Here is a 24051-nt window from a genome sequence, read left to right as displayed (position 1 = left end):
CGTTAGCGGGAGACGGAGCCTTCGGTGTAGTCGTCGTTGCTGCCAACCCACGAGAACAGCTTGCGCAGTTCGCGGCCGGTGGACTCGATCGGGTGCTCTTCGCCCTTCTTGCGCAGTGCCAGGAATTCCGGTGCGCCGGCATCCTGGTCCTCGATGAAGCGCTTGGCGAAGTTGCCGTTCTGGACGTCCGCGAGGACGGCCTTCATGTTTTCCTTCACCTCGGGGGTGATGACGCGGGGGCCGGAGACGTAGTCGCCGTACTCTGCGGTGTCGGAAACGCTCCAGCGCTGCTTGGCGATGCCGCCCTCCCACATGAGGTCAACGATGAGCTTGAGCTCGTGCAGGACCTCGAAGTAGGCGATCTCCGGCTTGTAGCCGGCTTCGGTCAGGGTCTCGAAGCCGTACTGGATCAGCTGCGAGGCGCCGCCGCAGAGGACTGCCTGCTCGCCGAACAGGTCCGTTTCGGTCTCTTCGGTGAAGGTGGTCTCGATGACGCCGGCGCGGGTGCCGCCGATGCCCTTGGCGTAGGACAGGGCCAGGGCCGTGGCGTTGCCGGTGAAGTCCTGCTCCACTGCGATCAGGTCGGGGATGCCTCGGCCTGCCTCGAACTCGCGGCGCACGGTGTGGCCGGGGGCCTTCGGTGCAACGAGGGCGACGTCGACATCAGCCGGGGGAGTGATGTAGCCGAAGCGGATGTTGAAGCCGTGGCCGAAGAACAGGGCGTCGCCGGCCTTCAGGTTCGGGGCGATGTCCTCGGCGTAGACGAACCGCTGGACCTGGTCCGGGGTGAGGATCATGATGACGTCTGCTTCAGCGGTTGCCTCGGCGACGCTGAGGACGCGCAGGCCCTCTGCCTCGGCCTTGGCGATCGACTTGGAGCCAGCCTTCAGGCCGACGCGGACGTCGACGCCGGAATCGCGCAAGTTCAGTGCGTGGGCGTGGCCCTGGCTGCCGTAGCCGATGATGGCGACCTTGCGACCCTGGATGATTGACAGGTCGGCGTCGTCGTCATAAAACATGTCGGTCACTTTAGTAACTCCTTGATTAATGGTTTGTTGCTTGGGGTGAAAAGTATTCTGGCGGCCCGGCGCACAACGTGGCGGGTGCGGGCCTGCCGCGGCACGGCGAACCGGTCTGCGGCTGGCGCCTCCGCTAGGAGGCGCGCAGGGTCCGGTCGCCCATGGAGCGGGATCCGCGGCCGATGGCCAGGGTGCCCGCCTGCACGATTTCCCGGATGCCGAAGGGCTCCAGGACGTTGAGCAGTGCGGCAAGCTTGTCTGCATAGCCGGTGGCTTCAATGGTCAATGAGTCTGTGGACACATCCACCACTGAGGCGCGGAAGAGGTCTGCAGCCTGGGTGACCTGCAGCCTCGCGGCGGCATCCGCACGCACCTTGACCAGGATGTGGTCCCGCTGCACGGAATTCTCTGGAACCAGTTCAACGATCTTGATGACGTTGACCAGCTTGTTGAGCTGTTTGGTGACCTGTTCGATCAAGTCTCCGTCGGCGTCGACCACCACGGTCATCCGGGAGATGCCAGGGTTCTCGGTGGGGCCCACGGCGAGGGAGTTGATGTTGAAGGCGCGGCGGGCAAACATGCTGGCCACTCGGGTCAGGACGCCCGGCTTGTCTTCCACCAGTACGGAAAGGGTGTGTCGTGTCATGCTCTAGTCCTCCTCATCCCATACGGGGGTCATGTTCCTGGCAACCTGGATTTGGTCATTGCTGACGCCGGACGGGACCATCGGCCAGACCATGGAGTCCGGGCTGACCACGAAGTCGATGATGACGGGGCGGTCATTGATGGCCAGTGCGGCCTCAATGGTGGCGTCGATGTCCTCAACGCGTTCGCAACGCAGGCCAACACAATCGTAGGCGTCGGCCAGCTTCACGAAGTCCGGCACGCGGATCGTGTCGTGGCCGGTGTTGAGGTCGGTGTTGGAGTAGCGGCTGTTGTAGAACAGTGTCTGCCACTGGCGCACCATGCCCAGCGAGGAGTTGTTGATGACGGCAACCTTGATGGGGATGTTGTTGATCCGGCACGTGGCCAGTTCCTGGTTGGTCATCTGGAAGCAGCCGTCGCCGTCGATGGCCCAGACCACGCGGTCGGGGTTGCCCACCTTGGCGCCCATGGCGGCCGGCACCGAGTAGCCCATGGTTCCGGCGCCGCCGGAGTTGAGCCAGGAGCGGGTGCGCTCATACTTGATGAACTGCGCGGCCCACATCTGGTGCTGGCCCACGCCGGCCACGTACACAGCCTCGGGTCCGGTCAGCTCTCCGATGCGCGAGATGACGCGCTGCGGGGACATCAGGCCGTCTTCCGGCTCGGTCCAGCCCAGCGGGTAGGTGTCGCGCAGGTTGCCCAGGAACGCCCACCAGTCGCCGAGGTCGGAGGGCCCATTGGCTTCAAACTCGGCCTTCACTGCGGCGGCGAGGTCCGGGATGATCTCCTTGACGGAGCCCACGATCGGCACATCGGCCGTGCGGTTCTTGGAGATTTCCGCCGGGTCGATGTCCGCGTGGATGACCTTCGCATGCGGGGCGAAGCTGCTGAGCACGCCCGTGACGCGGTCGTCGAAGCGAGCACCCAGGGTGATGAGCAGGTCCGACTGCTGCAGGGCGGTGACGGCCGAGACCGAGCCGTGCATGCCGGGCATGCCCACGTGCAGCGGGTGCGAGTCCGGGAAGACGCCGCGGGCCATCAGCGTGGTGACCACGGGTGCGCCGGTCAGTTCCGCCAGGGCCAGGAGCTCCTCGGCAGCGTTGCCCTTGAGCACACCTCCGCCAACGTACAGCACCGGCTTCTGGGATTCGCGGATGAGGCGGGCGGCCTCACGCAGCTGCTTCGAGTGGCCGCGGAAAACGGGGCGGTAGCCGGGCAGGTCAATGGTCGGGGGCCAGGAGAAGGTCATCTGGCCCACCTGGGCATCCTTGGCCACGTCCACCAGGACGGGGCCGGGGCGGCCGGTCGAGGCGAGGTGGAATGCCTCGGCCAAAACGCGCGGGATGTCGTTGGGGTCGGTGATCAGGTACGAGTGCTTCGTGATCGGCATGGTGATGCCCACGATGTCGGCTTCCTGGAAGGCGTCGGTGCCGATCACTGCGCTGGAAACCTGGCCGGTGATGGCCACGAGCGGGACCGAGTCCATGTGGGCGTCCATGATCGGGGTGACCAGGTTGGTGGCGCCGGGGCCGGAGGTGGCGATGCAGACGCCCACCTCGCCGGTGACCATTGCGTAGCCCTGGGCGGCGTGGCCGGCACCCTGCTCGTGGCGCACCAGGACGTGGTTGAGCGATGAGGCCATGAGGGGGTCGTAGGTGGGGAGGATTGCCCCGCCCGGAAGACCGAAAATGTCCTTGACGCCAAGCTCCTCAAGCGAGCGCACCAATGCTTCCGAGCCGGTCATCTGCACGGGCGCCACAACATTGTTGGGGCCCACGACGTCGGTGGCTGGGTGTTGGGTGCTCACGGCGCCTGACGCGGCGCCTCCCTGGGCACCATGCCCGGAGGACTTGGCTGCCATCAGCGCAGGGCTGGCGGGCGTTCCTTTACTCATCGGTTCTTCCTTTGGGAAACTCATGTACTCGGGTAAATCTTCTGTGGTTGCGTTCAATTCTTGGTGGATCACGCAGTGATTCGAGTTGCCGCTGGTGGTGGAAACAAAAAAACCCCTCAGCCCATAAGGCTTTCATCGAGGGGTATGCACGTGGTGCAGCCTTCTCTCATTGGAAGGCCGCGGAGCCAATGGCCATGGGTGTGGCCATTTTGCGTCACGCGCTAGCTAATGACGACTGGAAGCTTTGGTTGCATACCTGTAGTCTCCCGTTTTGGTCTCTCGAGTGTCAAACAGACCGCACGCCCGTCTCACAATGTGGACGTGATGTCCACCCTATGGTCAGTGGTGCGCCGAGACGCCTGCAGCAGCCAGCAACTGGAGGCTTGGATGGGCCGCCACGGCGTCGGGACCGTGGGTGCCAAGGACGGTGAACACGGCCGCCGCCGGAACATGCAGGCCGCTGAACATCAGGGGCGACGTGGCGCCGTATTGGGTGATGAGCGTCCAGTCCCCCACCTCCGGATAAACGGCCGTCATGGCGGAGTAGTGAAAGCTCAGCCACCGCCCTCCCACCCGGCACAGCAGCCGCTGGTTGCTCACGACGAGCCGGCACGGCTGGTGCTCGCGCCACTGGGCGACGCCCTGGCTGGCGGCGGCGCGGCGCCGGGACGCGTTGGACATGGCGGTCAGCCCCACCCCGGCCAGCACGAAGGCCGGCCGGCCGTAATAGAACGCCGAGGTCTGGGAGTAGGGGACTTCCATGCCGTAATGGCGTGCATAGTGCGCCGGGACATCGAGGAAAAATACTTCGCCGGGATTGGGCACAACATCCCAGATGCTGATCGACGGCGGAACCTCATGCCGCGCCAGGCTGGCCTGCAGGACGCGGGCTTCCTCCCACGCCGTTGCGGAGGAGGCTACCCTGCGGGCTGCGGCCCTTTCGGATTTCGTCAGGTGGCCAGAGTCCCGGCGCCAGTGGCGGAACGCCCGGTACCCGGCCCGGGCCGCACGGACCAGCGCCATGACAGTGCCAACGACGGCCAGCAGCAGGAGCAGCATGGCCGCCCAGGCCCAGCCGGCGCCGAGGGCCCCTCTGTCAAGGCCCTGCTCGGTCCAGGCGACGCCGAGCATGGCTGCGACGTAAATGGCGGGCGCGGTCGCCAGCGGCACCGCCCACCGCAGGTGGCGCCTTCTCCGCGCCGATATTCCACCCATGCCAACCATGTCCGCCCCCAGCGTTTGTAATACCTACCCTGCGCAGCCTATTGCGTCCACCACGTCGCGCCGCTGAATGTTACGGGCCGGGACGTTGCAGCCAGGGTGCCCGGCCGACCAGGCAGTTCCGCCCGGCGCCCGCGCCACTGCCCGCATCCCCATTGCCTCACCGCAACCACTTCTCCTGCCGAACCAAACGGGCCCCGGCACAGGGGCTATCCGCAATACGCGCCGGTGGAGGCGCTGTTGACCAACTTGGCGTATTTTGCGAGGACGCCGGAGGTGAACTTGGCCGGCAGCGGTTCCCAGCCAACCCTGCGCGCCGCCAATTCCTCCTCATCCACGAGCAAGTGGAAAGACCTCGCCGCGATGTCCACCCGGATCCGGTCGCCGTCGCGCACAAAGGCGATGGGTCCGCCGTCGACCGCTTCCGGGGCGACATGGCCGATGCACAGCCCCGTGGTGCCGCCGGAGAAGCGCCCGTCTGTCAGCAGGAGGACGTCCTTGCCCAGGCCGGCACCCTTGATGGCACCGGTGATGGCGAGCATTTCACGCATGCCCGGGCCCCCCTTGGGGCCTTCGTAGCGGATGACGACAACGTCGCCGGCGTGGATCCGCCCCTTGTCGAGGGCCTCGAGTGCGCCCTGTTCCCGCTCAAACACGCGGGCGGTGCCCTCGAAAACGTCGAGGTCGAAACCGGCGCTCTTGACCACGGCACCGTCGGGGGCGAGGCTGCCGTGCAGGATGGTGATGCCGCCGGTCTTGTGGATGGGGTTGTCCAGGGCGCGCAGGACCTTGCCGTCGGGGTCCGGCGGGTTGATGTCCGCCAGGTTTTCCGCAACTGTTTTGCCCGTGACGGTGAGGGCGTCGCCATGGAGGAGTCCGGCGTCGAGCAGTGCCTTCATGATGACCGGCACGCCGCCGATCTTGTCGACGTCGAACATGACGTAGCGGCCGAACGGCTTCAGGTCGCCGAGGTGCGGGATCTTGTCGCCGATGCGGTTGAAATCGGCAAGGGTCAAGTCCACCTGGGCTTCGCGGGCAATGGCGAGCAGGTGCAACACGGCGTTGGTGGAGCCGCCGAAGGCCATGGTGACGGCGATGGCGTTCTCGAAGGCCTTCTTCGTCATGATGTCGCGGGCGCGGATGCCCTTTTCGAGCAGGTGGACCACGGCCTCGCCGGACTTGCGCGCGAACATGTCGCGGCGGCGGTCGGCGCTGGGCGGGGCTGCGGAGCCGGGGAGGGACATGCCCAACGCCTCGCCGATGCAGGCCATGGTGTTGGCGGTGTACATGCCGCCGCAGGCGCCTTCGCCGGGGCAGATCGCGCGCTCGATCGAGTCGAGGTCCTTCATGCTCATGGTTCCGGCAGCACAGGCGCCCACGGCTTCGAAGGCGTCAATGAGCGTGACTTCCTTCTCCGTGCCGTCCTCCAATTTGGCGAAGCCGGGCATGATGGAGCCGGCGTAGAGGAACACGCTGGCGAGGTTCAGGCGGGCGGCGGCCATGAGCATGCCGGGCAGGGACTTGTCACAGCCGGCGAGCAGGACGGAACCGTCAAGGCGCTCGGCCATCATGACGGTTTCCACGGAGTCGGCGATGACTTCGCGGGAGACCAGGGAAAAGTGCATGCCTTCGTGCCCCATGGAGATGCCGTCCGAGACGGAGATGGTGCCGAACTGCATGGGGAAGCCGTCCGCGGCGAAGACGCCCTCCTTGGCTCCCTGCGCGAGGCGGTTCAGGGAAAGGTTGCACGGGGTGATCTCGTTCCAGGAACTGGCCACGCCGATCTGGGGCTTGCGGAAGTCGTCGTCGCCCATGCCGATGGCACGGAACATGCCGCGGGCCGGGGCGGCATGGATGCCGTCGGTGACGACGCGGCTGCGCGGCTTGATGTCCGGGCTGCCGTCCTTGGTGCGGACAACGGGATCTTCTGCAGAATTCTTCACCGGGCTCATGTGCGCCAGTCTAGGACGCAAAGGTGATCCGGGCCACTGTATGCAAAAATTTGAGCACTGCCTGCGCGGGCAAAATCCGCGTCGTTCCGCGGCAGGGGAACCTTCCGGGTGTGATCCGCGCCGCAAAACGTGCCGAAACCCCATTTTCGATTTCACACCTGCGCAAAAAACCCGTATAGTTTCATGTCGTTGCAAAGAACACGACGGACACAAACTGTTGTGCGCCACTGCAACGATAAGATGCACCTCTAGCTCAATTGGCAGAGCAATTGACTCTTAATCAATGGGTTTCGGGTTCAAGTCCCGAGGGGTGCACAGAGTAGGGGCCGTTCCAGCACCTGTAACAACGGGTGCCGGAACGGCTTTTTACTGCAGTGAAAAGCCGCACCTCTAGCTCAATTGGCAGAGCAATTGACTCTTAATCAATGGGTTTCGGGTTCAAGTCCCGAGGGGTGCACAAGGCACAGACCGCTCCAACACTGGCAAGCGCCGGGGTTGGAGCGGTTTTTTCGTTCGCCGTTCAATGCTCCGACTCGCCGCTCATTTCGTGACTTCACGTGAGAAATCATGATTTCGCCGCACGTTTGGTGCCCCACTGATCCAGCGTGGAGCTGTCGTACGGAGCGAGTTTGTCGCGGGCGATGTAGTGATTCTTAGTCGCCGCGTCGGAGCTGTCGCCCAGCTGCAGCGAAGCAGCCACCGCCCCGGACTCACGTTCAATAAGCGTGGCCACGGCCTTCCGGAAGCCCCGAGGCTGGATGTGGCCCCACTTCTCCCCGCGCGTGTCCCACCACTGTCGGCGGAAGTTGAACGGCTCCATGACGTCGCCTGACCGGCTGGTGAATACTTGGCCGGACTTTGTCGACAGCCGCCGGCGCCGGCGCACCTTGATGCCGAAGGACGGCAGGGAGAGGATGTGCACGCCGGACTCCGACTTGAGGTAATCCATCCGATGCAGAACATCGAGAGAGTCCCGCTTCACCGCCCCGGTCACCTCGATCGTGCCGGCCTTGTAGTCGGCGTCGCTGAACCGCAGCGCCAGCACCTCCCCCACTGGGTTAACCGTGATGGCGTCATGCCGGACAGCCATGCTAAACATCAAGGACAGCACCGTACACGTCATCCGGGCCGTCGTGGGAGTCTTTGCCCGAACCGCTCGCAGGAAGGCCTCCAGACGGCCTGTGGTGGCTTCATGAATGGCGAGGTCTCCCAGCGCGGGGACGATATGCTAGTCCACTTTGTCCTGGCATTGATCGGTGGTGGCCACGGATTGGGTGAGTGCGCGGAGCCAGAACAGGAGCAGCTGGGCGACGGTGGTATACCCGGTAAGTTCTTCGCCGCCGGCGCGGCCACGGGTTTTGTGTTTCTCCTAGAGGCGGAGGCGGGGTTTGCCTTGGGTAGGGGGCGAAGGCTTCCACGCGGCGGGTTTCACCGTCAGTGTCGCGGTAGTTGCAGCGCGGTTGCAAGGACCCTCCGTGTTTGCTGACGCGGATGACCCCGTGGGAGCCGATGGCGAGTTCCGAGTTTGGGTTCGCCTCGCGTGGTCTTGTCGTTTTGGTTGGACTGCCTGGAGGCCCAGGGCTCCGGTCATGGTCGGGGACAGGCATTTGAAGTTCGTTGATTTTCAGGGGTTTTGAGTGGCTGAAGGGCTGTTAATCTTGCCCGCGATACGAAAAATAGAGTTAGTGTTTTGTCGTCAATCGAGGGGTGAAATGATGGTTTTTATGACTGCTCAACTTCCCCTGCCTGTGACGATGGATCCTGTTGCCGTGTCGGTGGGCCTGGCGGTGTCCCTGGTGGAGAACGATCGTGGCGGGGAAGTCTATATTCGCGGGCAACTGTGTGACGTGTGGGACGCCGAAGACGCTGCTGCACGTCGCTGGGCGGCAGTGAAATTGGTGCGTTTGGGTGCGGCTTCGCAGGAGCAGGTCGCGGCAGCTTTCGGAGTTTCCTCGGTGGCGGTGTGGAAATGGGTCCAGCGGGCGGCCGTCGGTGGCATTGCTGCGTTGGTGTCGGAAAAGAAGGGCCCGAAGAAGGCTTCCCGACTTAGTGACACTGTCATCGCCCGGATCGTGGAACTGCGCAGCACTGGCCTGTCCCAGCAGGCTGTCGGCGACATGGTTGGCGTCTCGGAATTCAGTGTCCGCCGCGCCCTGAAAATCGCTGCCGAACAAACTGCCACAGAAACAGCAGCCCTCGAGCCAGAACCCCTGGAACCAGCACCAGCACCACAGCCTGAGCTGCCGCTCTTTCCAGCCCCGGCACCCCGCACTGCTGAGCGTGCCGCCGCCGGCCTGCTCGAGGCTGCAGCGCCTTTGTTTGCCCCGGCCGCCCATGTTCGCTATGCCGGACTGTTTCTGGCGTTCCCCGCACTGGAAACCACCGGACTACTCGCCTGCGCTAGGCAAGTGTACGGGGCGTTGCCGAATGGTTTCTACGGCCTGGAAACGATACTGATTGATAGTGTGCTGCGGGCACTAGCTGGGGAAGCCCGGGCCGAGGGCGCGACCCGCTTTGACCCGGAGGAACTTGGGCGGGTGTTGGGGTTGGATCGGGCCCCGGAAGTAAAAACCATCCGCCGCCGGATCAGCCAACTTGCCGAAACGGGCAAAGCCGGGGAACTGATCGCTGCCCTCGCCAAACACCACTTGTCAGGTACCGGTTCCGGTGGTGAGGACCTGGCGGCGATTCTTTATGTTGATGGGCATGTGCGCGCCTACCAGGGCACGAAGAAGATCGGGAAGATCTACTCCACACGGTTGAAGTTCCCGGTTCCGGCGACCGAGGAAACCTGGGTCACCGACGCGCACGGTGCCCCTGTCTTTGTCGTCATGGCCGCGCCCGGTGCGTCCCTGGCCGCCGAACTCCGCGACCTCCTGCCGGAACTGCGCACCACGGTCGGGGACGAGCGGCGGGTGCTGGTCGGCTTCGACCGCGGAGGATGGTCCCCCGCCTTGTTCAAGCACATGGATGCGGCTGGTTTTGATGTGCTGACTTGGCGCAAAGGCACCACCAAAGACATCGAAGAAAAGTTGTTCGCCCAGGTGTCCTACACCGACGAACACGGTGAAGAGAAGACTTGGTCGGTTGCTGACACGGTCGTTGACCTGCCCCTGAACACCACGAAGAAGACCGGTGAAGTCTTCAGTATCCGCCAGATTAGCCGGATCGTGGGCACCACCGGTGGTGGCACGAGGCAAATTCATATCCTCACCACTGACCGGACCATGAGCGCTGGGGAGGTCGTGTATCGGATGGGGAATCGGTGGCGGCAGGAAAACCAGTTCCGCTACGCGCGCATGCACTTCGCCCTCGACTCACACGACTCCTACACCAGCACCGATGACAACGAGGACCGTTTGGTGCCGGAACCGGCGAAGGCCCGCGCCTACCAAAAAGTTGTCGCCGCCCGGCGCCACCACGCAGAAGCAGCAGCCATAGCTGATCTGAACCTGTTGGCATTGAAAACCCCGACCGAGGGCACCGATGAAATCACGGTGACCAGTGCCATGCACAACCACGTCATGGCACCAGTATGGGAAGCAGAAAGTGCTTTGGTTGCTGCTGAGAATGTACATCAAAGCATTCCGGCGAAGATCCGCCTCGGTGACCTGAACCCGGGCCAACAAGTCCTGGATATCGAGGTGAAACTGATCCACACCGGGATCCGGATGGCCGCCTACAACACGGCGATGACGATCGCCAGAGAGATCCGTACCAACACTGGCTACCGGCGCGCGAACCAGGAAGCCCACGCCCTCATGCGTCAGATGTTCAATCAGCCCGGTGACGTGAATACCACCGACCCCGGCCATCTCACCATCACTCTGGACCCGCTACCGACCAAGGCCAAAACTGCGGCCGCCGCTCAGCTGTGCGAGCACCTCACCGCCACCGAAACCCGCTACCCCGGCACCAATCTCATCCTCAAATACGCCATCAAAACCAAGGCCTCGGCTCTCATCAAATAAATCGTGATGTCAGGAGCCCTGAGGCCAGAGGGGTTGAAGCTCGACACGAGACAGCTGCGCCTTCTCTTCGGGCGTGAGCATTTTGCAGGCGGTCGGTGACCACGTGAGGGGCCACGCATAGAACTTCGCGGCCCAAACGGCGTGTTTGCAGAGCGCGTCAATGGGGATGAGACGCCGCGCGGTTTCGGCGCCGACCCCGTATTCAATCCCCCGGCTCTTGGTAGCCGGCATGCCCACGTTCCACGTGGACGAGCACGTCCGTCAAGGTGCAGCCCCGCTGGTCCTGCTGGAGCCTGTTGTCCAACCAGCCTACTCGCTGCCCGTCAGTGCACCCAGGGGCGCCGTCCGGCATGCGAACAATACACATGTGGATGTGGGGTAGCCGCCGAAGCACCACACCCCCGAATCAAACGTTCATTCTAGAGCAGGTGGGAGCCTCCGATATTGTGCGGGCTATCGAGCTCTACGTTGACGTGGAGCGGATCCGTCGGTTGGATCTTGATCGACTATATGAAGCTCCGGCGCGAAGTCACCGCTGAATAGTTGAACGTAAACATTGAAAAGTCGCCGCAGGAAAGTCATTCCGGTAGCAACGATGTGGACGAGAGCCGCCACGGAGATTCCAACAATAATGTGCTGGACGACAAGCAAATCTTCCGGAAGTGATCCTGTCAAAACTCCTCCCAATATGATCAGCATCAGCGTCAGAATCGACATGACCATTAGGTACATAGTGCTTGCAGCAGTGCGGCCTATGAGGCGGCCTAGGTGAACACGGTAGCTTTCGGTCTCGCGAATCTTGATACGAAGATCAGTAAGCAGGACAAACCCCGCTAAGAAGGCTCCGGCAAGGACGCCCAGTCCAGCAATGGCTGGCTCCAGTTTATCGAAACCGACATTGCCAAGCGCGGCCCAAGCACCTATCGTGGCTGGCGCAATGAAGAGATACAGGACCGTTTTGAATTCAAGACGACGGCGCCCGGTCGGGATCATGCCTCTGTAGTGTCTGGTGAAGATGGGCCAAACACTGAATCGTTTGTTGCGAGTCAACGTCGAGCCTCCTTTCTGCCTACTCTACTGGCGTGGCCCACTGTCCAGAAAGTGAGATGCTTAGTTTTGAATACGTCTCGATTACAGCGGGTGTAATCTCATATATGAATTCTCGGTCTTCAAGTCTTGCATTGCTCTCAATGTGGTAGTTGAACCATGATTGCCGTTTCGATACACGGTACTTCCTTGGTCGACCATTGGAAACGATCGTTGCCGCTTCCCCGTCGAGGTCAGTGCCAGTGTAGCGACGACCACCGACAAGTTGCTTGAGTAACTGCTTCTTGTCGGGTTTCTCACTCGTGATGAGTTTGGCCACCTGACGTTCAAGACGGCTGCCCTTGGCTATCGAGTACTCGATCTTAATCCTCGAGATGTCCGAGTCCTCCGGATACTCCGTGTCGTCGTTGTGGCCAGGGGCATACCAAAATTCTACGGTTGGGACTGCCAGAGTCTCTGACTTAAGGATCTGTTTCCAGCCTACGAGGTCAGCAACATCATGCGTTACGTCCAGCTTATATTCGTGCTCCGTCCTAAGGGCGGCTTCGAGAGCATTGATGAGGCTGGGAGCGTGATGGCGGTTTCCCTTGGTCTCGGACACGATCATGCCGTCGTACTTGTCCTGCGGGAAAATGATGACGATCCTACTCGTCCAAGTAAGTGCGTCGTCTTCACCAACTACACCTTCTTGGGTGCCGGTGCTTGTGCGAATGATGTCAAACTCCTCGCCCGTGCCGCCTCCCTTTGACGTAATGACTAGGGCGTTCTGGAGGCGCCGAATATCTACCAGTTCAAGGTAGTCTCCCCGTGGACCAGTCTTGCCCCCATCGGCAAACGCCTTAGCAATCGTTTCTTGAAACAGGCCGTAAGCGCCTTCTGGCCCGATCACCGGGTAGTTCAATGGAAGGACCTGCATCGTACTTCGGAGCGAGGCCAGCGTAAAAGTAGCGATCTTGAATCCGTAATCCGCCATTTACTGGAGGCCTCCATCTTTTGAGTCTTGAGTTTCTTCGTCGTGCTCGCGGGCCGTCATGATTTGTCACCCGGAATAATTTTGGAGACCAGGTCTGCGGCTTTCTGGATTAGCGCGTCGCCGCTCTCTGGGGAGGACCCACCCCGTAGGGCTGGATGCTCGCCGAAAGCACGTGCGGCAAATGTTGTCCTGAGTTGATCTTTTGATGCTTGATCGGCGATGGCGTCGCAATAGGCATCGAATGACTGAAGTTGAACGGCCAATGAGTCTGCCCAGTTGGCTTGTGTGCGGTGGTTATGTGCCTGCCGGCCAGTGTAGGCCGCAAAGGCGAATATTGCGCCGACAACTAGGACGCGCTGGAGGAGGTGTACGTAGTCACCCGTTCCGATTTCGAGCCCTGATAGCCCAACGACCGGTCCGAGCAGGTAGATGGTGGCGATGATGCCACCAAGACCCATTGCGGCCATGGTCCATAGCCGGAACTTGTCGGCAGCCTCGGCTTCGTTGGCGGCCATGGACTGGAAATGGCTCGAGACTGTATCGTCAGCTGTTTTCCCGGCGGCTTTCGATGCAGCAGTTGCGGACGCTTCAGCTTGTGTTGCGGCCTGCTCGAGCCGCCGAATGGCGGCCTCGGTGCTGGTCTCTTTTTGAACTTCTTCAAACTGGGCGATCGCCTCATGGAGGGCGTTGTCGAGTTCGGCTTGTTGTTGTGGGCCCAGAAACCTGTGCTGCGTTCGGGAGTTTCGCTCCTGGGCTTGATCGAAGGCATCATGAAAGTAACCCAGAACGACGTATACATGATTCAGTTGCTCCTGCGATTCCAGATAACGCTGAAGCTCATCTGAGGTCACGTGCAGCGTGTTTAGAAACGAATCATTTACCGGGTGTCGACCCAGAGACGCTTGGGGGGCGGTTAGATAGGCCTCGCGTACTATGTCGTGACTAAGAAAAAACACCACTGCTTGGACAGTCTTAGTGACGTGGGATGGGTTGATGTTGTCTTCAGGCTCGAGAGTGCCCAGGCTGTCATTCAGTGAGCTCCGGAGTGCCAGAACCGTTGCCTGGACGTTTTCGAATTTGGCTGAGCGGAGATGGGCCTCCTGGTCACTTACCGACATCACTCTTTCCCCAACTTTTCCGTGTATTGTGTTTCTTCGCCGCGTTCGGCCCAGCGCGCCTCGTCGTCGGCTCCCAGATTGCGGGAGCTGTTGGCGGCTAGCTCAAAGTAGTTGGCCGGCAGCGGGATGTTGCCGGCACTGACTGCGTCTGGGTGAGCGTGCGGGTCCAGGCACGGGACCCGCACGGTGAGTTTGCACGGCTTGTCCCCTGTCTGGGTCACATGGGTGGGATGCTGTTCGTCATTGCCCACCACTTCATTGTTCATGTCTATGAGGACCCTCAGCATGTCCATCGCGGCCTTTCGCGCTTTCGCGGGACGTTGCCAACTACTGGTGGGAGTTCCTCTGCAAGGGGTGGACCGGGGATGGGTTGTCCCGCGGCGCGGAATGCGACCTCGTCGCTGATGCCGGCCAGCCAGGCAGTCCACTGGATGCTTTCATCCGTGGGCACCGACTTGTAGGTGCCCTGGCGAATCGCGTTCACTGTGGTCGTAGCGCGGGTGATGTCTTCCTTCTGCGTAAGGAACGCCAACTGGCGCCCAAATGTTTCGTGCCGAGCGCTGGCAGACTCTACCAGCGCCCGGAAGTTTTGAGGTTCATTCACGACGACTCTCCCCTTTGGTTCAACACTTGAGCCAGCGCCGAAAAAGTTTTCCTGACAAGTAACAAGTACATCTTTGCAGACAGGGCACGGATTCATCGCTAGTCGCCTTGACAGGTAGGTTTCAGACTGTCATATTGACCGCTGCCGTCGAAATTTCCGCGGCGTAGGCCAATATCGACGGCGGGCGCTGATGCATGTGCGTGACCCGGCACTGTTAGCAGACATGCCCGCCAGGCCATGCCGGCCTGAACCCCACCAAACGGCTCTGCACCGTCGACCGAATTTAGCTCACAGGAGCAACTGGCCTACGCTGAAATGAAACCCCAACCACCAGGAGCCTTCCATGACTGAACGCCTTGTTGCCGGCGATCCCGCCCCGGCCTTCACACTTCCCAACGCCGACGGCACCACCACCTCGCTCGCCGACTTTGCCGGCCAAAAGGTCATCCTCTTCTTCTACCCGGCAGCCATGACACCGGGCTGCACCAAGCAGGCCTGCGACTTCCGCGACAACCTGGCGTCACTGCAGTCGCACGGCTACAAGGTGGTGGGCATCTCGCCCGACCCCGTGGCCAAGCTGGAGAAGTTCGCCGCCCGCGATGAACTCAGCTATCCGCTGCTGAGCGACGAGGACCACGCCGTGGCCGATGCCTATGCCGCCTGGGGCGAGAAGAAGAACTACGGCAAGACCTATGAGGGCCTGATCCGTTCCACGATCGTGGTCGAGGACGGTACGGTCGCCGTGGCCCAGTACAACGTTCGTGCCACCGGGCACGTGGCCAAGCTGCGCCGCGACTTGAAGATCGACGCCGGATAGCCCCACCTTCCCGTGTCCGCCACAGAATTGGCTGTTCGCGGGCATGCAAAAGGCCCCTTCCGTTTCTTTCCGGAAGGGGCCTTTTTCGATGTGCGCAAGAGGGGACTTGAACCCCTACGCCCGAAGGCACAGGTACCTAAAACCTGCGTGTCTACCAATTCCACCACTCGCGCGGGAGCCGTGAAGCACCAACAATACTACCGGCTGGGCGCTGCCCCGGCGACCACGGCGGCCGCGCACCGGCAACCACCCAGATTTCCGCACTATGATGAGTGGCTGACGGAAAATCCATGCTGCAAGGAGACCACAACGTGACATGCCCGGCCGGCCGGCTGCCCAAGGCGCTGCGGCTCGCGGCCGCAATGTCCGCCGTCGTGCTTCTTGCGGTGACCGGCTGCACCATGCCCGGCCCCGCACCCACCACCGCGCCCCCGCTGCTGCCCGTGCAGACCACGTTCACCTTCGGCACCGGCGCGGACCCGCTGGGTTTTGACCCGGCGCTGGTGTCCGACACGGAGTCGTACCGGGTGACACGGCAGGTGCTGGAGGGGCTGCTGACCATTGACCCGGTCACCGGCGCGCCCGCCCCAAGCCTGGCCACGGAATGGGAGGAGCTCGACGGCGGGCTCAGCTACCGCTTCACCCTGCGGCCCGACGTGAACTTCCATGACGGCACGGAATTCAACGCCGCCGCCGTGTGCCGCAATTTTGAGCGGTGGTACTCGTTCACGCCGGCGATGCGCGGCGATGGGTCCTCGACCATGTTCAAGCAGGTCTTCCGCGCATTCAAGGACGATGCCAAGAACTCCAATTACGACGGGTGCACGGCGGACGGGCCCCTGGAGGTCACGATCGGGCTGAAGATGCGCCTGACCGGATTCCTGCAGGCCCTGACGCTGCCGGCGTTTGCCATCTCCTCCCCTGCCGCGCTCAAGGCCGGCACCGCCGACGTGCTGGACCAGACGTTTTCCGCCAACAAGGTCTCCAAGTACGGGCTGCACCCGGTGGGAACGGGCCCGTTCACTTTCACGGAGGCGGCCCCCGGCGGTGTCACCATGACCGCCAACCCGGACTACTGGGGCGAGAAGGGCACCATCACCACGCTGAAGTTCAGGACCTTTGAACAGCCCGAGACCCGCTTCGCGGCGCTGGAGGACGGAACCCTTGACGGCTTCGACCCCGTGACACCCGGCAACTATGACCTTTTGATCAAGAACGGCAAGCAGGTGCTCCAGCGCGACCCGTTCTCCGTCATGTACCTGGGGATCAACCAGGCGATCCCAGTGCTGCAGGACCTGAAGGTGCGCCAGGCCATCGCCTCCGCAGTGGACAAGGCCACGCTGACCGGCAACTACTTCATCGCCGGCACGGCGCCCACGGGCCAGTTCATCCCTCCCAAGCTCAGCGGCTTCAACAACGCCGTGGCCGGCATCCCCTACGACAAGGCCAAGGCGAAGTCCCTGCTGGACGCGTCCAGCTATGCCGGGGAGGAACTCAAGTTCTACTACCCCACCAACGCCGCACGGACCTACCTGCCCCAGCCGGAAAAGGTGTATGCGCAGATCGCGAAGGAGCTGACCTCAATCGGCTTCAACATCAAGCCCGTCCCGATCCCGTGGAGCGACGGCTACGTCACCGCCGTGACCGGCGATGGCGACCACGCACTGAGCCTGATGGGGTGGAACGGCAGCTACGCCGACCCCGACAACTTTGTGGGACCGCTCTTCGGCTCCCCCAACGCCGAGCTCGGCATGGACGACCCCCAACTGGTTTCCAAGATCACCCGCGCCCGCAGCATGCCCAACGGCCCGGACCGGGACGCGGCCTATGATTCCATCAACAAGCAGCTCGCCGAAACGGTTCCGGCGGTTCCCATCGCCTTCCCCATCTCCGCCCTGGCCCTCTCCGACCGCGTGCTTTCCTACCCGTTGAGCCCCGTCTTGAACGAGGTCTTCAACCAGGTCAAACTGGCGCCCGAACCCGCCGGCTGAGCCGGGCCACGGCAGAACCGGCCCGCCGCCCAGCGCACCCGGGCAGTCCGGCATGGCCACGCGCCCAGCCCGGCAGGGCACCCGGGCGGGCCGTGCGCCGTCGCCCATCAAAAAACCCGGAAAAGCGCCGCGATTTACTCATAGTGTGCCTGCCGCGATACGCTTCTACCGCTAGGAAGAGCCTCTACCGGAGTTGACTGTGACCTTCATTTCGAACACCAAAGACGCTGACGTTGTCCTCATTGGAGGCGGCATCATGAGCGCAACGCTGGGCACCATGCTCAAGCAGCTGGAACCAGACTGGAAGATTGTGCTGTTCGAACAGCTCGACACTCCCGGCCTTGAATCCTCAAGCCCCTGGAACAATGCCGGCACGGGACACTCCGCGCTCTGTGAGCTCAACTACTCGCCTGCAGCCGCCGATGGTTCGGTGAATCCCGCCAAGGCCATCCACATCAACGAGCAATTCCAGCTTTCGCGCCAGTTCTGGTCGCACCTGGTGGATGAGCAGCTGATCGGCTCCCCCAAGGGCTTCATCAACACCGTCCCGCACATGAGCTTTGTCATCGGCGAGGCGCACCGCAAGTTCCTCAAGGCCCGACACGAAGCCCTGAAGCCCAACCCCGTTTTCGGTTCCATGGAGTATTCCGAGGACCCGGCCCAGATCGCCAAGTGGGCGCCGCTGGTCATGAAGGGCCGCGACGCCGGGCAGATGGTCACCGCCACCCGCTCCGCCGAGGGCACCGACGTCGACTTTGGCGCGCTGACCCGCGAACTGATCGGCTACATGGGCAAGCACGACGTCGAAATCAACTACGGCACGTCCGTCACCGATGTCTCGCGCACCACGGACGGCGGCTGGGACGTTGCGCTCAAGCACCCGGCTTCAGGGGAACACGGCAAGATCAAGGCCAAGTTTGTGTTCATCGGCTCCGGCGGCGGCGCGCTGCACCTGCTGCAGAAGTCGGGCATCCCCGAGGGCAAGGGCTTTGGCGGCTTCCCCGTCTCCGGCCAGTTCTTCCGCTGCACGGATGAAAACATCGCCAAGAAGCACAGTGCCAAGGTGTACGGCCAGGCCTCCGTGGGTGCCCCGCCCATGTCCGTGCCCCACCTGGACACCCGCTACGTGGGCGGCAAGCGTTCGCTGCTGTTCGGCCCCTATGGCGGCTTCTCCACCAAGTACCTCAAGACCGGCAGCTACATGGACCTGCCCGGTTCCATCCGCCCCGGCAACCTGATCCCCATGCTCGCCGTGGGCAAGGACAACCTGGACCTGGTCAAGTACCTGGTGGGCGAGGTGACCAAGTCACGCGCCGGCAAGGTGGAGGCCCTCCACGAGTACTTCCCCGAGGCCGACGGCAAGGACTGGGAACTCATCACGGCAGGCCAGCGCGTGCAGATCATCAAGAAGGATGCCAAGAAGGGCGGCGTGCTGCAGTTCGGCACCGAGGTCATCACGGCGGCCGACGGCACCCTGTCCGCACTGCTCGGCGCATCCCCCGGGGCGTCCACGGCCGTGCCCATTATGCTTGAGCTGTTGCAGCGTTGCTTCCCGCGCAAGTTCAAGCTGGAGTGGCAGGATTCCCTGCGCACCATGATGCCCACTTACGGCACCAAGCTCAACGATGACGCGGACGCCTTTGAGAAGTCACTGGCCGCCACGGCAGCTTCTCTGCAGCTCAAGCAGGAAAAGGTCTAAAGCTCCCCGTTCAGCTGGTGGGGGGCCGGCATAAAGCAGTGGGAGAAAGATGTACAACCTGGCCAAAATGTCCCTGGGAAACCGGGCGCTGATTGCCCTGATCACCATCTTCGCGATGGTGTTTGGCGTGATCACGCTCGGCTCCCTGAAGCAGGAACTCATTCCAAGCATCGAGTTCCCGCAAATCACGGTGATCTCCTCTATGCCGGGGGCCTCCCCCACCGTGGTGGACAAGCAGGTCAGCGAGCCGCTTGAGGCCGCCCTGAATGCGGTGGAGGGGCTGGAGTCCAGCACCTCAACCTCCCGCACGGGCGTCTCCACCATCAACCTCTCCTTCACCTACGGCACCAACCTGGACCGGGCCCGGAACCAGATCGACCGGGCCATCTCCAACGTCAGCTCCCGGCTCCCGGACGGCGTCCAGCCGCAGCCCATTGCCGGCAGCATCGCCGACTTCCCGATCGTCTTCCTCGCTGTCTCCTCCGACCAGGGCCTCGCCGCGCTGAACACGGAATTGCAGCAGGTTGCGGTGCCCCAGCTCATGAAGATCGACGGCGTCCGCAGCGCCGACGTGAGCGGCGCCAACTCCCAGCACATTGAGATCATGCCGGATCCCGCCAAGATGGCTGCCGCCGGCGTCAACGTCTCCTCCATCACACAGGCGCTCTCCGACAACGGCACCCTCATCCCGATCGGCTCCCTGAGCACCGACGGCAAGACCCTCTCCGTCCAGGCCGGCAGCCCCGTCGACTCGATCGACGCCGTGAAGTCCCTGCCGCTCGAGCCCGCCGCAACGGCCACGGCCGAGACCCTTCCCGGCGCGCCGGCAGTTCCAGCCGCACCCGGCGCCGAGACCGAACCCATTCCCACGATCGAATCCGTGGCCACCGTGGCCCTGGCCGACGACCCCACCACCTCCATCACCCGCACCAACGGCGTGCCCACCCTGGCCCTGTCCATCACCAAGAAGCCAGCCGCCGACACCGTGACCTTGTCCAAGGAAATCTCCGCGGCCCTGCCCGGGATCACGGCGGCGATGGGCAACGACACCAAGTTCACCACCGTCCTGGACCAGGCACCCTTCATTGAAAAGTCCATCCACGACCTCACGGTGGAGGGCCTGCTGGGACTCGGGTTCGCCGTCGTCGTCATCCTGTTGTTCCTGCTCTCGGTGCGCTCAACCCTGGTGACCGCAATTTCCATCCCCCTCTCACTGCTGGTGACGTTCATCGGGCTGTGGGCCACGGGCTACTCGCTGAACATCCTGACCTTGGGCGCGCTCACCATCGCCATTGGCCGGGTGGTGGACGACTCCATTGTGGTCATCGAGAACATCAAGCGGCACCTGAGCTACGGCGAGGACAAGAAGACCGCCATCCTCGCCGCGATCAAGGAAGTCGCCGCGGCCATCACCGCCTCGACCCTGACCACGGTGGCCGTGTTCCTGCCCATCGCGTTCGTGGGCAGCCTCGCCGGCGAGCTGTTCCGCCCCTTCGCCCTCACCGTCACCTTCGCGCTGCTCGCCTCGCTTCTGGTGTCGCTGACCATTGTCCCGGTGCTGGCGTACTGGTTCCTGAAGTCCCCCGCACCATCGGAATCCACCGCCCTGAAGGACGACGGCGGCGCCCCCTTGAGCGGGAAGGCGCTCCTTGACGCCGTGGAGGCCAAGGAACGCTCGTCCTGGCTGCAGCGCGGCTACCTGCCCATCCTGGCCAGGACGCAGAAGCACCCCGTGGTGACGCTGATAGCCGGCGGCGTGATTTTGGCGGCCACCCTGGCCATGACCCCGCTGCTGCCCACCAACCTGCTGGGCGACACCGGGCAAAACAGCATGAGCATCCAGCAGGACATGCCCCCGGGCACCAGCCTTGAGGTGACCGACGCGGCCTCCCAGAGGGTGGAGAAGGTCCTGTCAGGGATTGACGGCGTCACCGACGTCCAGGTCACTGTCGGCAACGGCACCGGCGGATTCGCCGCGCTGCTGTCCTCCGGCGCATCCAGCGCATCCTTCCAGGTCATCACCGACCCCGACGCCGACCAGGTGGCCCTGCAGGACCAGGTCCGCACCGCTGTCGACGGCATTAAGGACGCCGGGACCATCACCGTGGGCTCCCAGGGCGGCGGCTTCGGCATGTCCTCTTCCGTGGACATCACGGTCAAGGCCACCACGGGCGAGGAACTGCAGCAGGCCTCCGACGCCCTGGTCAAGGCCATGACGGGCATCCCCGGCGCGCAGTCGGTGGAGAGCAACCTCTCCGGCGCCCAGCCCGTGGTGCAGGTGACCGTTGACCGGAACAAGGCCGTGGCCGCCGGTCTGGACGAGAAGCAGATCACCGGGTTGCTGGCCGCCACCGTCAGCCCCATCCCCGGCGGCACGGTGCGCATCGACACCACCGACTACCGCGTGCAGATCGGCACTGGCACCAAGTTCGACTCAGTCGACGCCCTGGCCGCCGCCGAGATCCCCACCCCGGCAGGACCGGTTCCGCTCTCCGATGTGGCCACCGTGGCAGAGGTCCAGACCCCGCTGACGGTGACCTCCTCCAACGGCCAGCGCACCGCCACCGTCTCCGTCACGCCGGACACCAACTCCCTGGGTTCGCTCAGTGCAGAGGTGCAGACCCGGCTTGACGCCACCACGCTGCCGGCAGGCACCGTCGCCACGATTGGCGGCGCAGCCACCCAGCAGGCCGAATCGTTCCAGCAGCTGGGTCTGGCCATGCTGGCCGCCATCGCCATTGTCTACGTGATCATGGTGGCAACGTTCAAGTCGCTCATCCAGCCGCTCATCCTGCTGGTGTCCATCCCGTTTGCCGCCACGGGCGCCATTGCCCTGCTGCTCATCACCGGGATTCCGCTGGGCCTGCCGTCCCTGATTGGCATGTTGATGCTGGTGGGCATTGTGGTCACAAATGCCATCGTGCTCATTGACCTCATCAACCAGTACCGGCAGCCTTCCGGGGACAGGCCTGCCATGAACGTGGCCGACGCCATCGAGCACGGCGCCCGCCAGAGGCTCCGCCCCATCCTGATGACGGCCCTGGCCACCATTTTCGCCCTGACGCCCATGGCCCTGGGGCTGACCGGCAGCGGCGGATTCATCTCTCAGCCGCTGGCCGTCGTGGTGGTGGGCGGGCTCATCTCCTCCACCCTGCTGACACTGGTCCTCGTGCCGGTCCTGTACCGGCTCGTTGAGGGCCGAAAGGAAAAGCATGACCTCAAGAAGGCGCTGAAGCAGGTGCACACTCCGGCTGCCTCGGCGCCCAAGAGCATACCCCTCGACGACTCCGACCTTCCGGCCACGGCTGAGACGGCCGGCACCGGCGCGTCCACGGGCAAGTCCGCCAGCAAGGAATCGACTCTGGAGGGCGGCAAGGCCAAGGACCAGCCGGAAAGCGGCAATCCCGTGTCCAAGTCCAAACTGAAGGGTGCCAAGCCCACGGACTCGTCCAAGGATCCCAACCCCGAGTTCCAGGACTGGACCACAGGCGCCATCCCGAAGGTGCGCGGCCGCCGCGCCGCCACGGACTAGCCAGCCCAACTCCTGGCTGCACCCAACGGATCGAAGCAGCAGCAGTTGCGATCCCGACCCACGCATCCGATTCGAAGCAGCAGATGCGCCCGTCAGGACGGGAGGGTGGGGCTGAAGGCCAGTTTCGGGACGAAGTACAGGGCCACTGCCGCCACGAGCGCCGTGACGCCGCAGATGGTCCAGACCGTCATGTATCCCGCCAGCGGAGCGGCCGTTGAGCCGGCTCCCGCAGTCAGGGTCCCCAAGGCGGCGCCGGCCAGGGCGATGCCAAAGATGCAGGAGGCAAATGCCCCGCCCACGGTCTTTGTGGCGTTCGTCAGCCCCGTGGCCATGCCCGTCTGGGTTAGCGGCGCTGCAGCCGCGGCTGCCGAGGGCAGTGCTGCCACCAGGGCGCCGCTGCCAATGCCCGCGATCCCCATGTTGAGCAGCACCTGGGGCGTCGAATCGTGGAACGGCAGGAACAGGAGGTAACCCAAAGCAACGAGGAAGGCCGCACCCATCAAGGTGATTCTCGGCGTCGTCCATCTTGTGACCAAGGGGTACAGGAGTGCCCCGCCCAGCATGCCGAGCACATACACGCCGATCAGGATCGAGACCACCGACGCGCTGGCGCCGAGGCCGTAGCCCACTTCGGCGGGGTCGGTGCGCGCGAACGTGGACAGCGGGGCCTGTGCACCCAGGACCGAGACGCCGAACAGGAAGGCGGTCAGCTGGACGGGCCACATGCTGGGTTGGCGGAGCAGGCGGATGTCGATCAGGGGGTCCTTGTGGCCCAGTTCGTAGCGCGTGAACGGTATGAGCGAGGCGACGCCCAGGACGACGGCGGCCCAGGCCCACCAGGTTCCGGGGCCGTTGATGCGCATGAACGTCAGGCCGGCGGTGATCAACAGCAGGCCCGTGGAGAGGAGGGCCAGGCCCATGGTGTCGATGCGGCCGCCGGTGCGGGAGTCGGATTCCGGCACGCCGACCAGGACCACGAAGAAGCACAGGGTCACGGCGACGGCGGGGATCATGAGTGTCAGCCAGAGCTGGCCGGGGAGCAGTCCACCAATGAATCCGCCGGCCAGGGCGCCGACGATCACGCCGAATTCCAGCCCGGCCACGAGGATGCCGGCGGACTTGCGGGTCAGCGCGGCGCCGTTGGGCTGGGAGTGGGAGCGGCTGTAGATCAGCGCAACTTCCAGCGGCAGCCACACCACGTAGAAGCCCTGCAGCGCCCAGGCGGCCAGGAACATCCAGAAGTTCGGGGCGAAGGCGACGCCCCAGGATGCGGCTGCCGTCAGCGCCGTGGAAATGAGCAGGATCTTGCGGTGGCCCACCATGTCGCCCAGCTTGGCCAGGACGGGGACCACCAGGGCGCTGACCATGAGCTGGGCGGCTTCAAACCAGTTGACGTCGGCGTCGTGGATGCCAAGGTGGCGGGCAATGTCCGTCAGCAGCGGCGTGTAGTAGCCCTGCAGGATGCCGCTCGTCAGCTCAACGAGGACCAGGAAGCCCACAATGGCGGTGGCCGTGGGTGCCAGCCTCAGGCCGGTGCCCGCCACGCTGCGTTGCGCTGATGCCAAGGG

Annotated in this window: 17 protein-coding genes and 3 tRNA genes; 8 read left to right on the top strand and 12 right to left on the bottom strand. The window is 63.6% G+C overall.

The features are described 5' to 3' along the window. Window positions 1–2 precede the first annotated feature (2 nt). The 5 genes from ilvC to ilvD form a co-directional block, all read right to left on the bottom strand. Entirely contained in the window at window positions 3–1028 is a 1026-nt protein-coding gene (gene ilvC, locus JOF48_RS13915) for a ketol-acid reductoisomerase (RefSeq protein WP_209681608.1), read from the bottom strand. 124 nt (window positions 1029–1152) lie between these two features. Further along, window positions 1153–1665, bottom strand: coding sequence for an acetolactate synthase small subunit (ilvN, locus tag JOF48_RS13910; protein WP_209681606.1), 513 nt, complete (start codon window positions 1663–1665; stop codon window positions 1153–1155). 3 nt (window positions 1666–1668) lie between these two features. After that, window positions 1669–3558, bottom strand: a complete 1890-nt coding sequence (locus JOF48_RS13905) for an acetolactate synthase large subunit (protein WP_209681599.1) — start codon at window positions 3556–3558, stop codon at window positions 1669–1671. Between the two features lie 339 nt (window positions 3559–3897). After that, window positions 3898–4773: a hypothetical protein gene (locus JOF48_RS13900; protein ID WP_209681598.1), complete on the bottom strand. Its 876-nt coding sequence runs from the start codon at window positions 4771–4773 to the stop codon at window positions 3898–3900. A 215-nt stretch (window positions 4774–4988) separates the two neighbouring features. Further along, complete coding sequence (gene ilvD / locus JOF48_RS13895) at window positions 4989–6731, bottom strand: dihydroxy-acid dehydratase (RefSeq protein ID WP_209681596.1); 1743 nt, start codon at window positions 6729–6731, stop codon at window positions 4989–4991. A gap of 242 nt (window positions 6732–6973) precedes the next feature. Here ilvD and JOF48_RS13890 point away from each other — a divergent pair. Together JOF48_RS13890 and JOF48_RS13885 are read left to right on the top strand one after the other, a co-directional pair. Further along, a tRNA-Lys gene (locus JOF48_RS13890) sits at window positions 6974–7046 on the top strand. Between the two features lie 69 nt (window positions 7047–7115). After that, a tRNA-Lys gene (locus JOF48_RS13885) sits at window positions 7116–7188 on the top strand. 108 nt (window positions 7189–7296) lie between these two features. On the opposite strand, the gene JOF48_RS13880 is transcribed toward JOF48_RS13885, so the two are convergent. After that, on the bottom strand, window positions 7297–7833 hold the full coding sequence (locus JOF48_RS13880; protein WP_209681594.1) for a site-specific integrase: 537 nt from the start codon (window positions 7831–7833) through the stop codon (window positions 7297–7299). A 535-nt stretch (window positions 7834–8368) separates the two neighbouring features. Here JOF48_RS13880 and JOF48_RS13875 point away from each other — a divergent pair. Beyond that, entirely contained in the window at window positions 8369–10702 is a 2334-nt protein-coding gene (locus JOF48_RS13875) for a helix-turn-helix domain-containing protein (RefSeq protein WP_209678885.1), read from the top strand. 229 nt (window positions 10703–10931) lie between these two features. Beyond that, window positions 10932–11084, top strand: a complete 153-nt coding sequence (locus tag JOF48_RS13870; RefSeq protein WP_209681592.1) for a hypothetical protein — start codon at window positions 10932–10934, stop codon at window positions 11082–11084. Window positions 11085–11155: 71 nt separating this feature from the next. Here JOF48_RS13870 and JOF48_RS13865 read toward each other — a convergent pair whose 3' ends face one another. The 4 genes from JOF48_RS13865 to JOF48_RS13850 form a co-directional block, all read right to left on the bottom strand. Further along, on the bottom strand, window positions 11156–11752 hold the full coding sequence (locus tag JOF48_RS13865; protein WP_209681590.1) for a hypothetical protein: 597 nt from the start codon (window positions 11750–11752) through the stop codon (window positions 11156–11158). 19 nt (window positions 11753–11771) lie between these two features. Next, window positions 11772–12722: a hypothetical protein gene (locus JOF48_RS13860; protein ID WP_209681588.1), complete on the bottom strand. Its 951-nt coding sequence runs from the start codon at window positions 12720–12722 to the stop codon at window positions 11772–11774. A 56-nt stretch (window positions 12723–12778) separates the two neighbouring features. Then, the gene (locus tag JOF48_RS13855) at window positions 12779–13573 is read right to left on the bottom strand and encodes a hypothetical protein (protein WP_209681587.1); all 795 of its coding nucleotides are present in this window, start codon (window positions 13571–13573) and stop codon (window positions 12779–12781) included. Window positions 13574–13839: 266 nt separating this feature from the next. After that, window positions 13840–14106 (bottom strand): hypothetical protein, encoded by a 267-nt coding sequence (locus JOF48_RS13850; protein ID WP_209681585.1) that lies wholly within the window; start codon window positions 14104–14106, stop codon window positions 13840–13842. 681 nt (window positions 14107–14787) lie between these two features. On the opposite strand from JOF48_RS13850, the gene bcp reads away from it, so the two are divergent. Beyond that, on the top strand, window positions 14788–15261 hold the full coding sequence (bcp, locus tag JOF48_RS13845) for a thioredoxin-dependent thiol peroxidase (protein ID WP_209681584.1): 474 nt from the start codon (window positions 14788–14790) through the stop codon (window positions 15259–15261). 91 nt (window positions 15262–15352) lie between these two features. Here the strand turns inward: bcp and JOF48_RS13840 are convergent. Continuing rightward, window positions 15353–15434: transfer RNA gene (locus JOF48_RS13840), tRNA-Leu, on the bottom strand. A 138-nt stretch (window positions 15435–15572) separates the two neighbouring features. Between JOF48_RS13840 and JOF48_RS13835 the strand changes: the two genes are divergently transcribed. The 3 genes from JOF48_RS13835 (at window position 15573) to JOF48_RS13825 (ending at window position 22483) form a co-directional block, all read left to right on the top strand. Continuing rightward, window positions 15573–17252, top strand: a complete 1680-nt coding sequence (locus tag JOF48_RS13835; protein ID WP_342591248.1) for an ABC transporter substrate-binding protein — start codon at window positions 15573–15575, stop codon at window positions 17250–17252. 199 nt (window positions 17253–17451) lie between these two features. After that, a complete protein-coding gene (locus JOF48_RS13830; protein ID WP_209681582.1) occupies window positions 17452–18951 on the top strand; it encodes a malate:quinone oxidoreductase in 1500 nt (499 codons plus the stop codon). A gap of 49 nt (window positions 18952–19000) precedes the next feature. Continuing rightward, complete coding sequence (locus JOF48_RS13825; protein ID WP_209681580.1) at window positions 19001–22483, top strand: efflux RND transporter permease subunit; 3483 nt, start codon at window positions 19001–19003, stop codon at window positions 22481–22483. 92 nt (window positions 22484–22575) lie between these two features. Here the strand turns inward: JOF48_RS13825 and JOF48_RS13820 are convergent, their stop codons facing one another. Continuing rightward, window positions 22576–24048 carry an MFS transporter gene (locus tag JOF48_RS13820; protein WP_425353721.1) on the bottom strand — a complete coding sequence of 491 codons (1473 nt, stop codon included), beginning with the start codon at window positions 24046–24048 and terminating at the stop codon, window positions 22576–22578. Window positions 24049–24051: the final 3 nt, after the last annotated feature.

This window comes from Arthrobacter stackebrandtii, assembly GCF_017876675.1.
Classification (GTDB): Bacteria; Actinomycetota; Actinomycetes; order Actinomycetales; family Micrococcaceae; genus Specibacter; species Specibacter stackebrandtii.
Note: the sequence above shows the minus strand (reverse complement) of the source record. Positions and strands in the feature narration are given on the sequence as shown.

Bases quoted from the DNA above. Each gene is read 5' to 3' on its own strand.
- JOF48_RS13825 (WP_209681580.1), top strand. From the start codon at position 19,001: ATGTACAACCTGGCCAAAATGTCCCTGGGAAACCGGGCGCTGATTGCC.
- JOF48_RS13850 (WP_209681585.1), bottom strand. From the start codon at position 14,106: ATGAACAATGAAGTGGTGGGCAATGACGAACAGCATCCCACCCATGTG.
- JOF48_RS13900 (WP_209681598.1), bottom strand. From the start codon at position 4,773: ATGGGTGGAATATCGGCGCGGAGAAGGCGCCACCTGCGGTGGGCGGTG.
- bcp (WP_209681584.1), top strand. From the start codon at position 14,788: ATGACTGAACGCCTTGTTGCCGGCGATCCCGCCCCGGCCTTCACACTT.
- JOF48_RS13860 (WP_209681588.1), bottom strand. From the start codon at position 12,722: ATGGCGGATTACGGATTCAAGATCGCTACTTTTACGCTGGCCTCGCTC.
- JOF48_RS13905 (WP_209681599.1), bottom strand. From the start codon at position 3,558: ATGAGTAAAGGAACGCCCGCCAGCCCTGCGCTGATGGCAGCCAAGTCC.
- ilvD (WP_209681596.1), bottom strand. From the start codon at position 6,731: ATGAGCCCGGTGAAGAATTCTGCAGAAGATCCCGTTGTCCGCACCAAG.
- ilvN (WP_209681606.1), bottom strand. From the start codon at position 1,665: ATGACACGACACACCCTTTCCGTACTGGTGGAAGACAAGCCGGGCGTC.
- JOF48_RS13870 (WP_209681592.1), top strand. From the start codon at position 10,932: ATGCCCACGTTCCACGTGGACGAGCACGTCCGTCAAGGTGCAGCCCCG.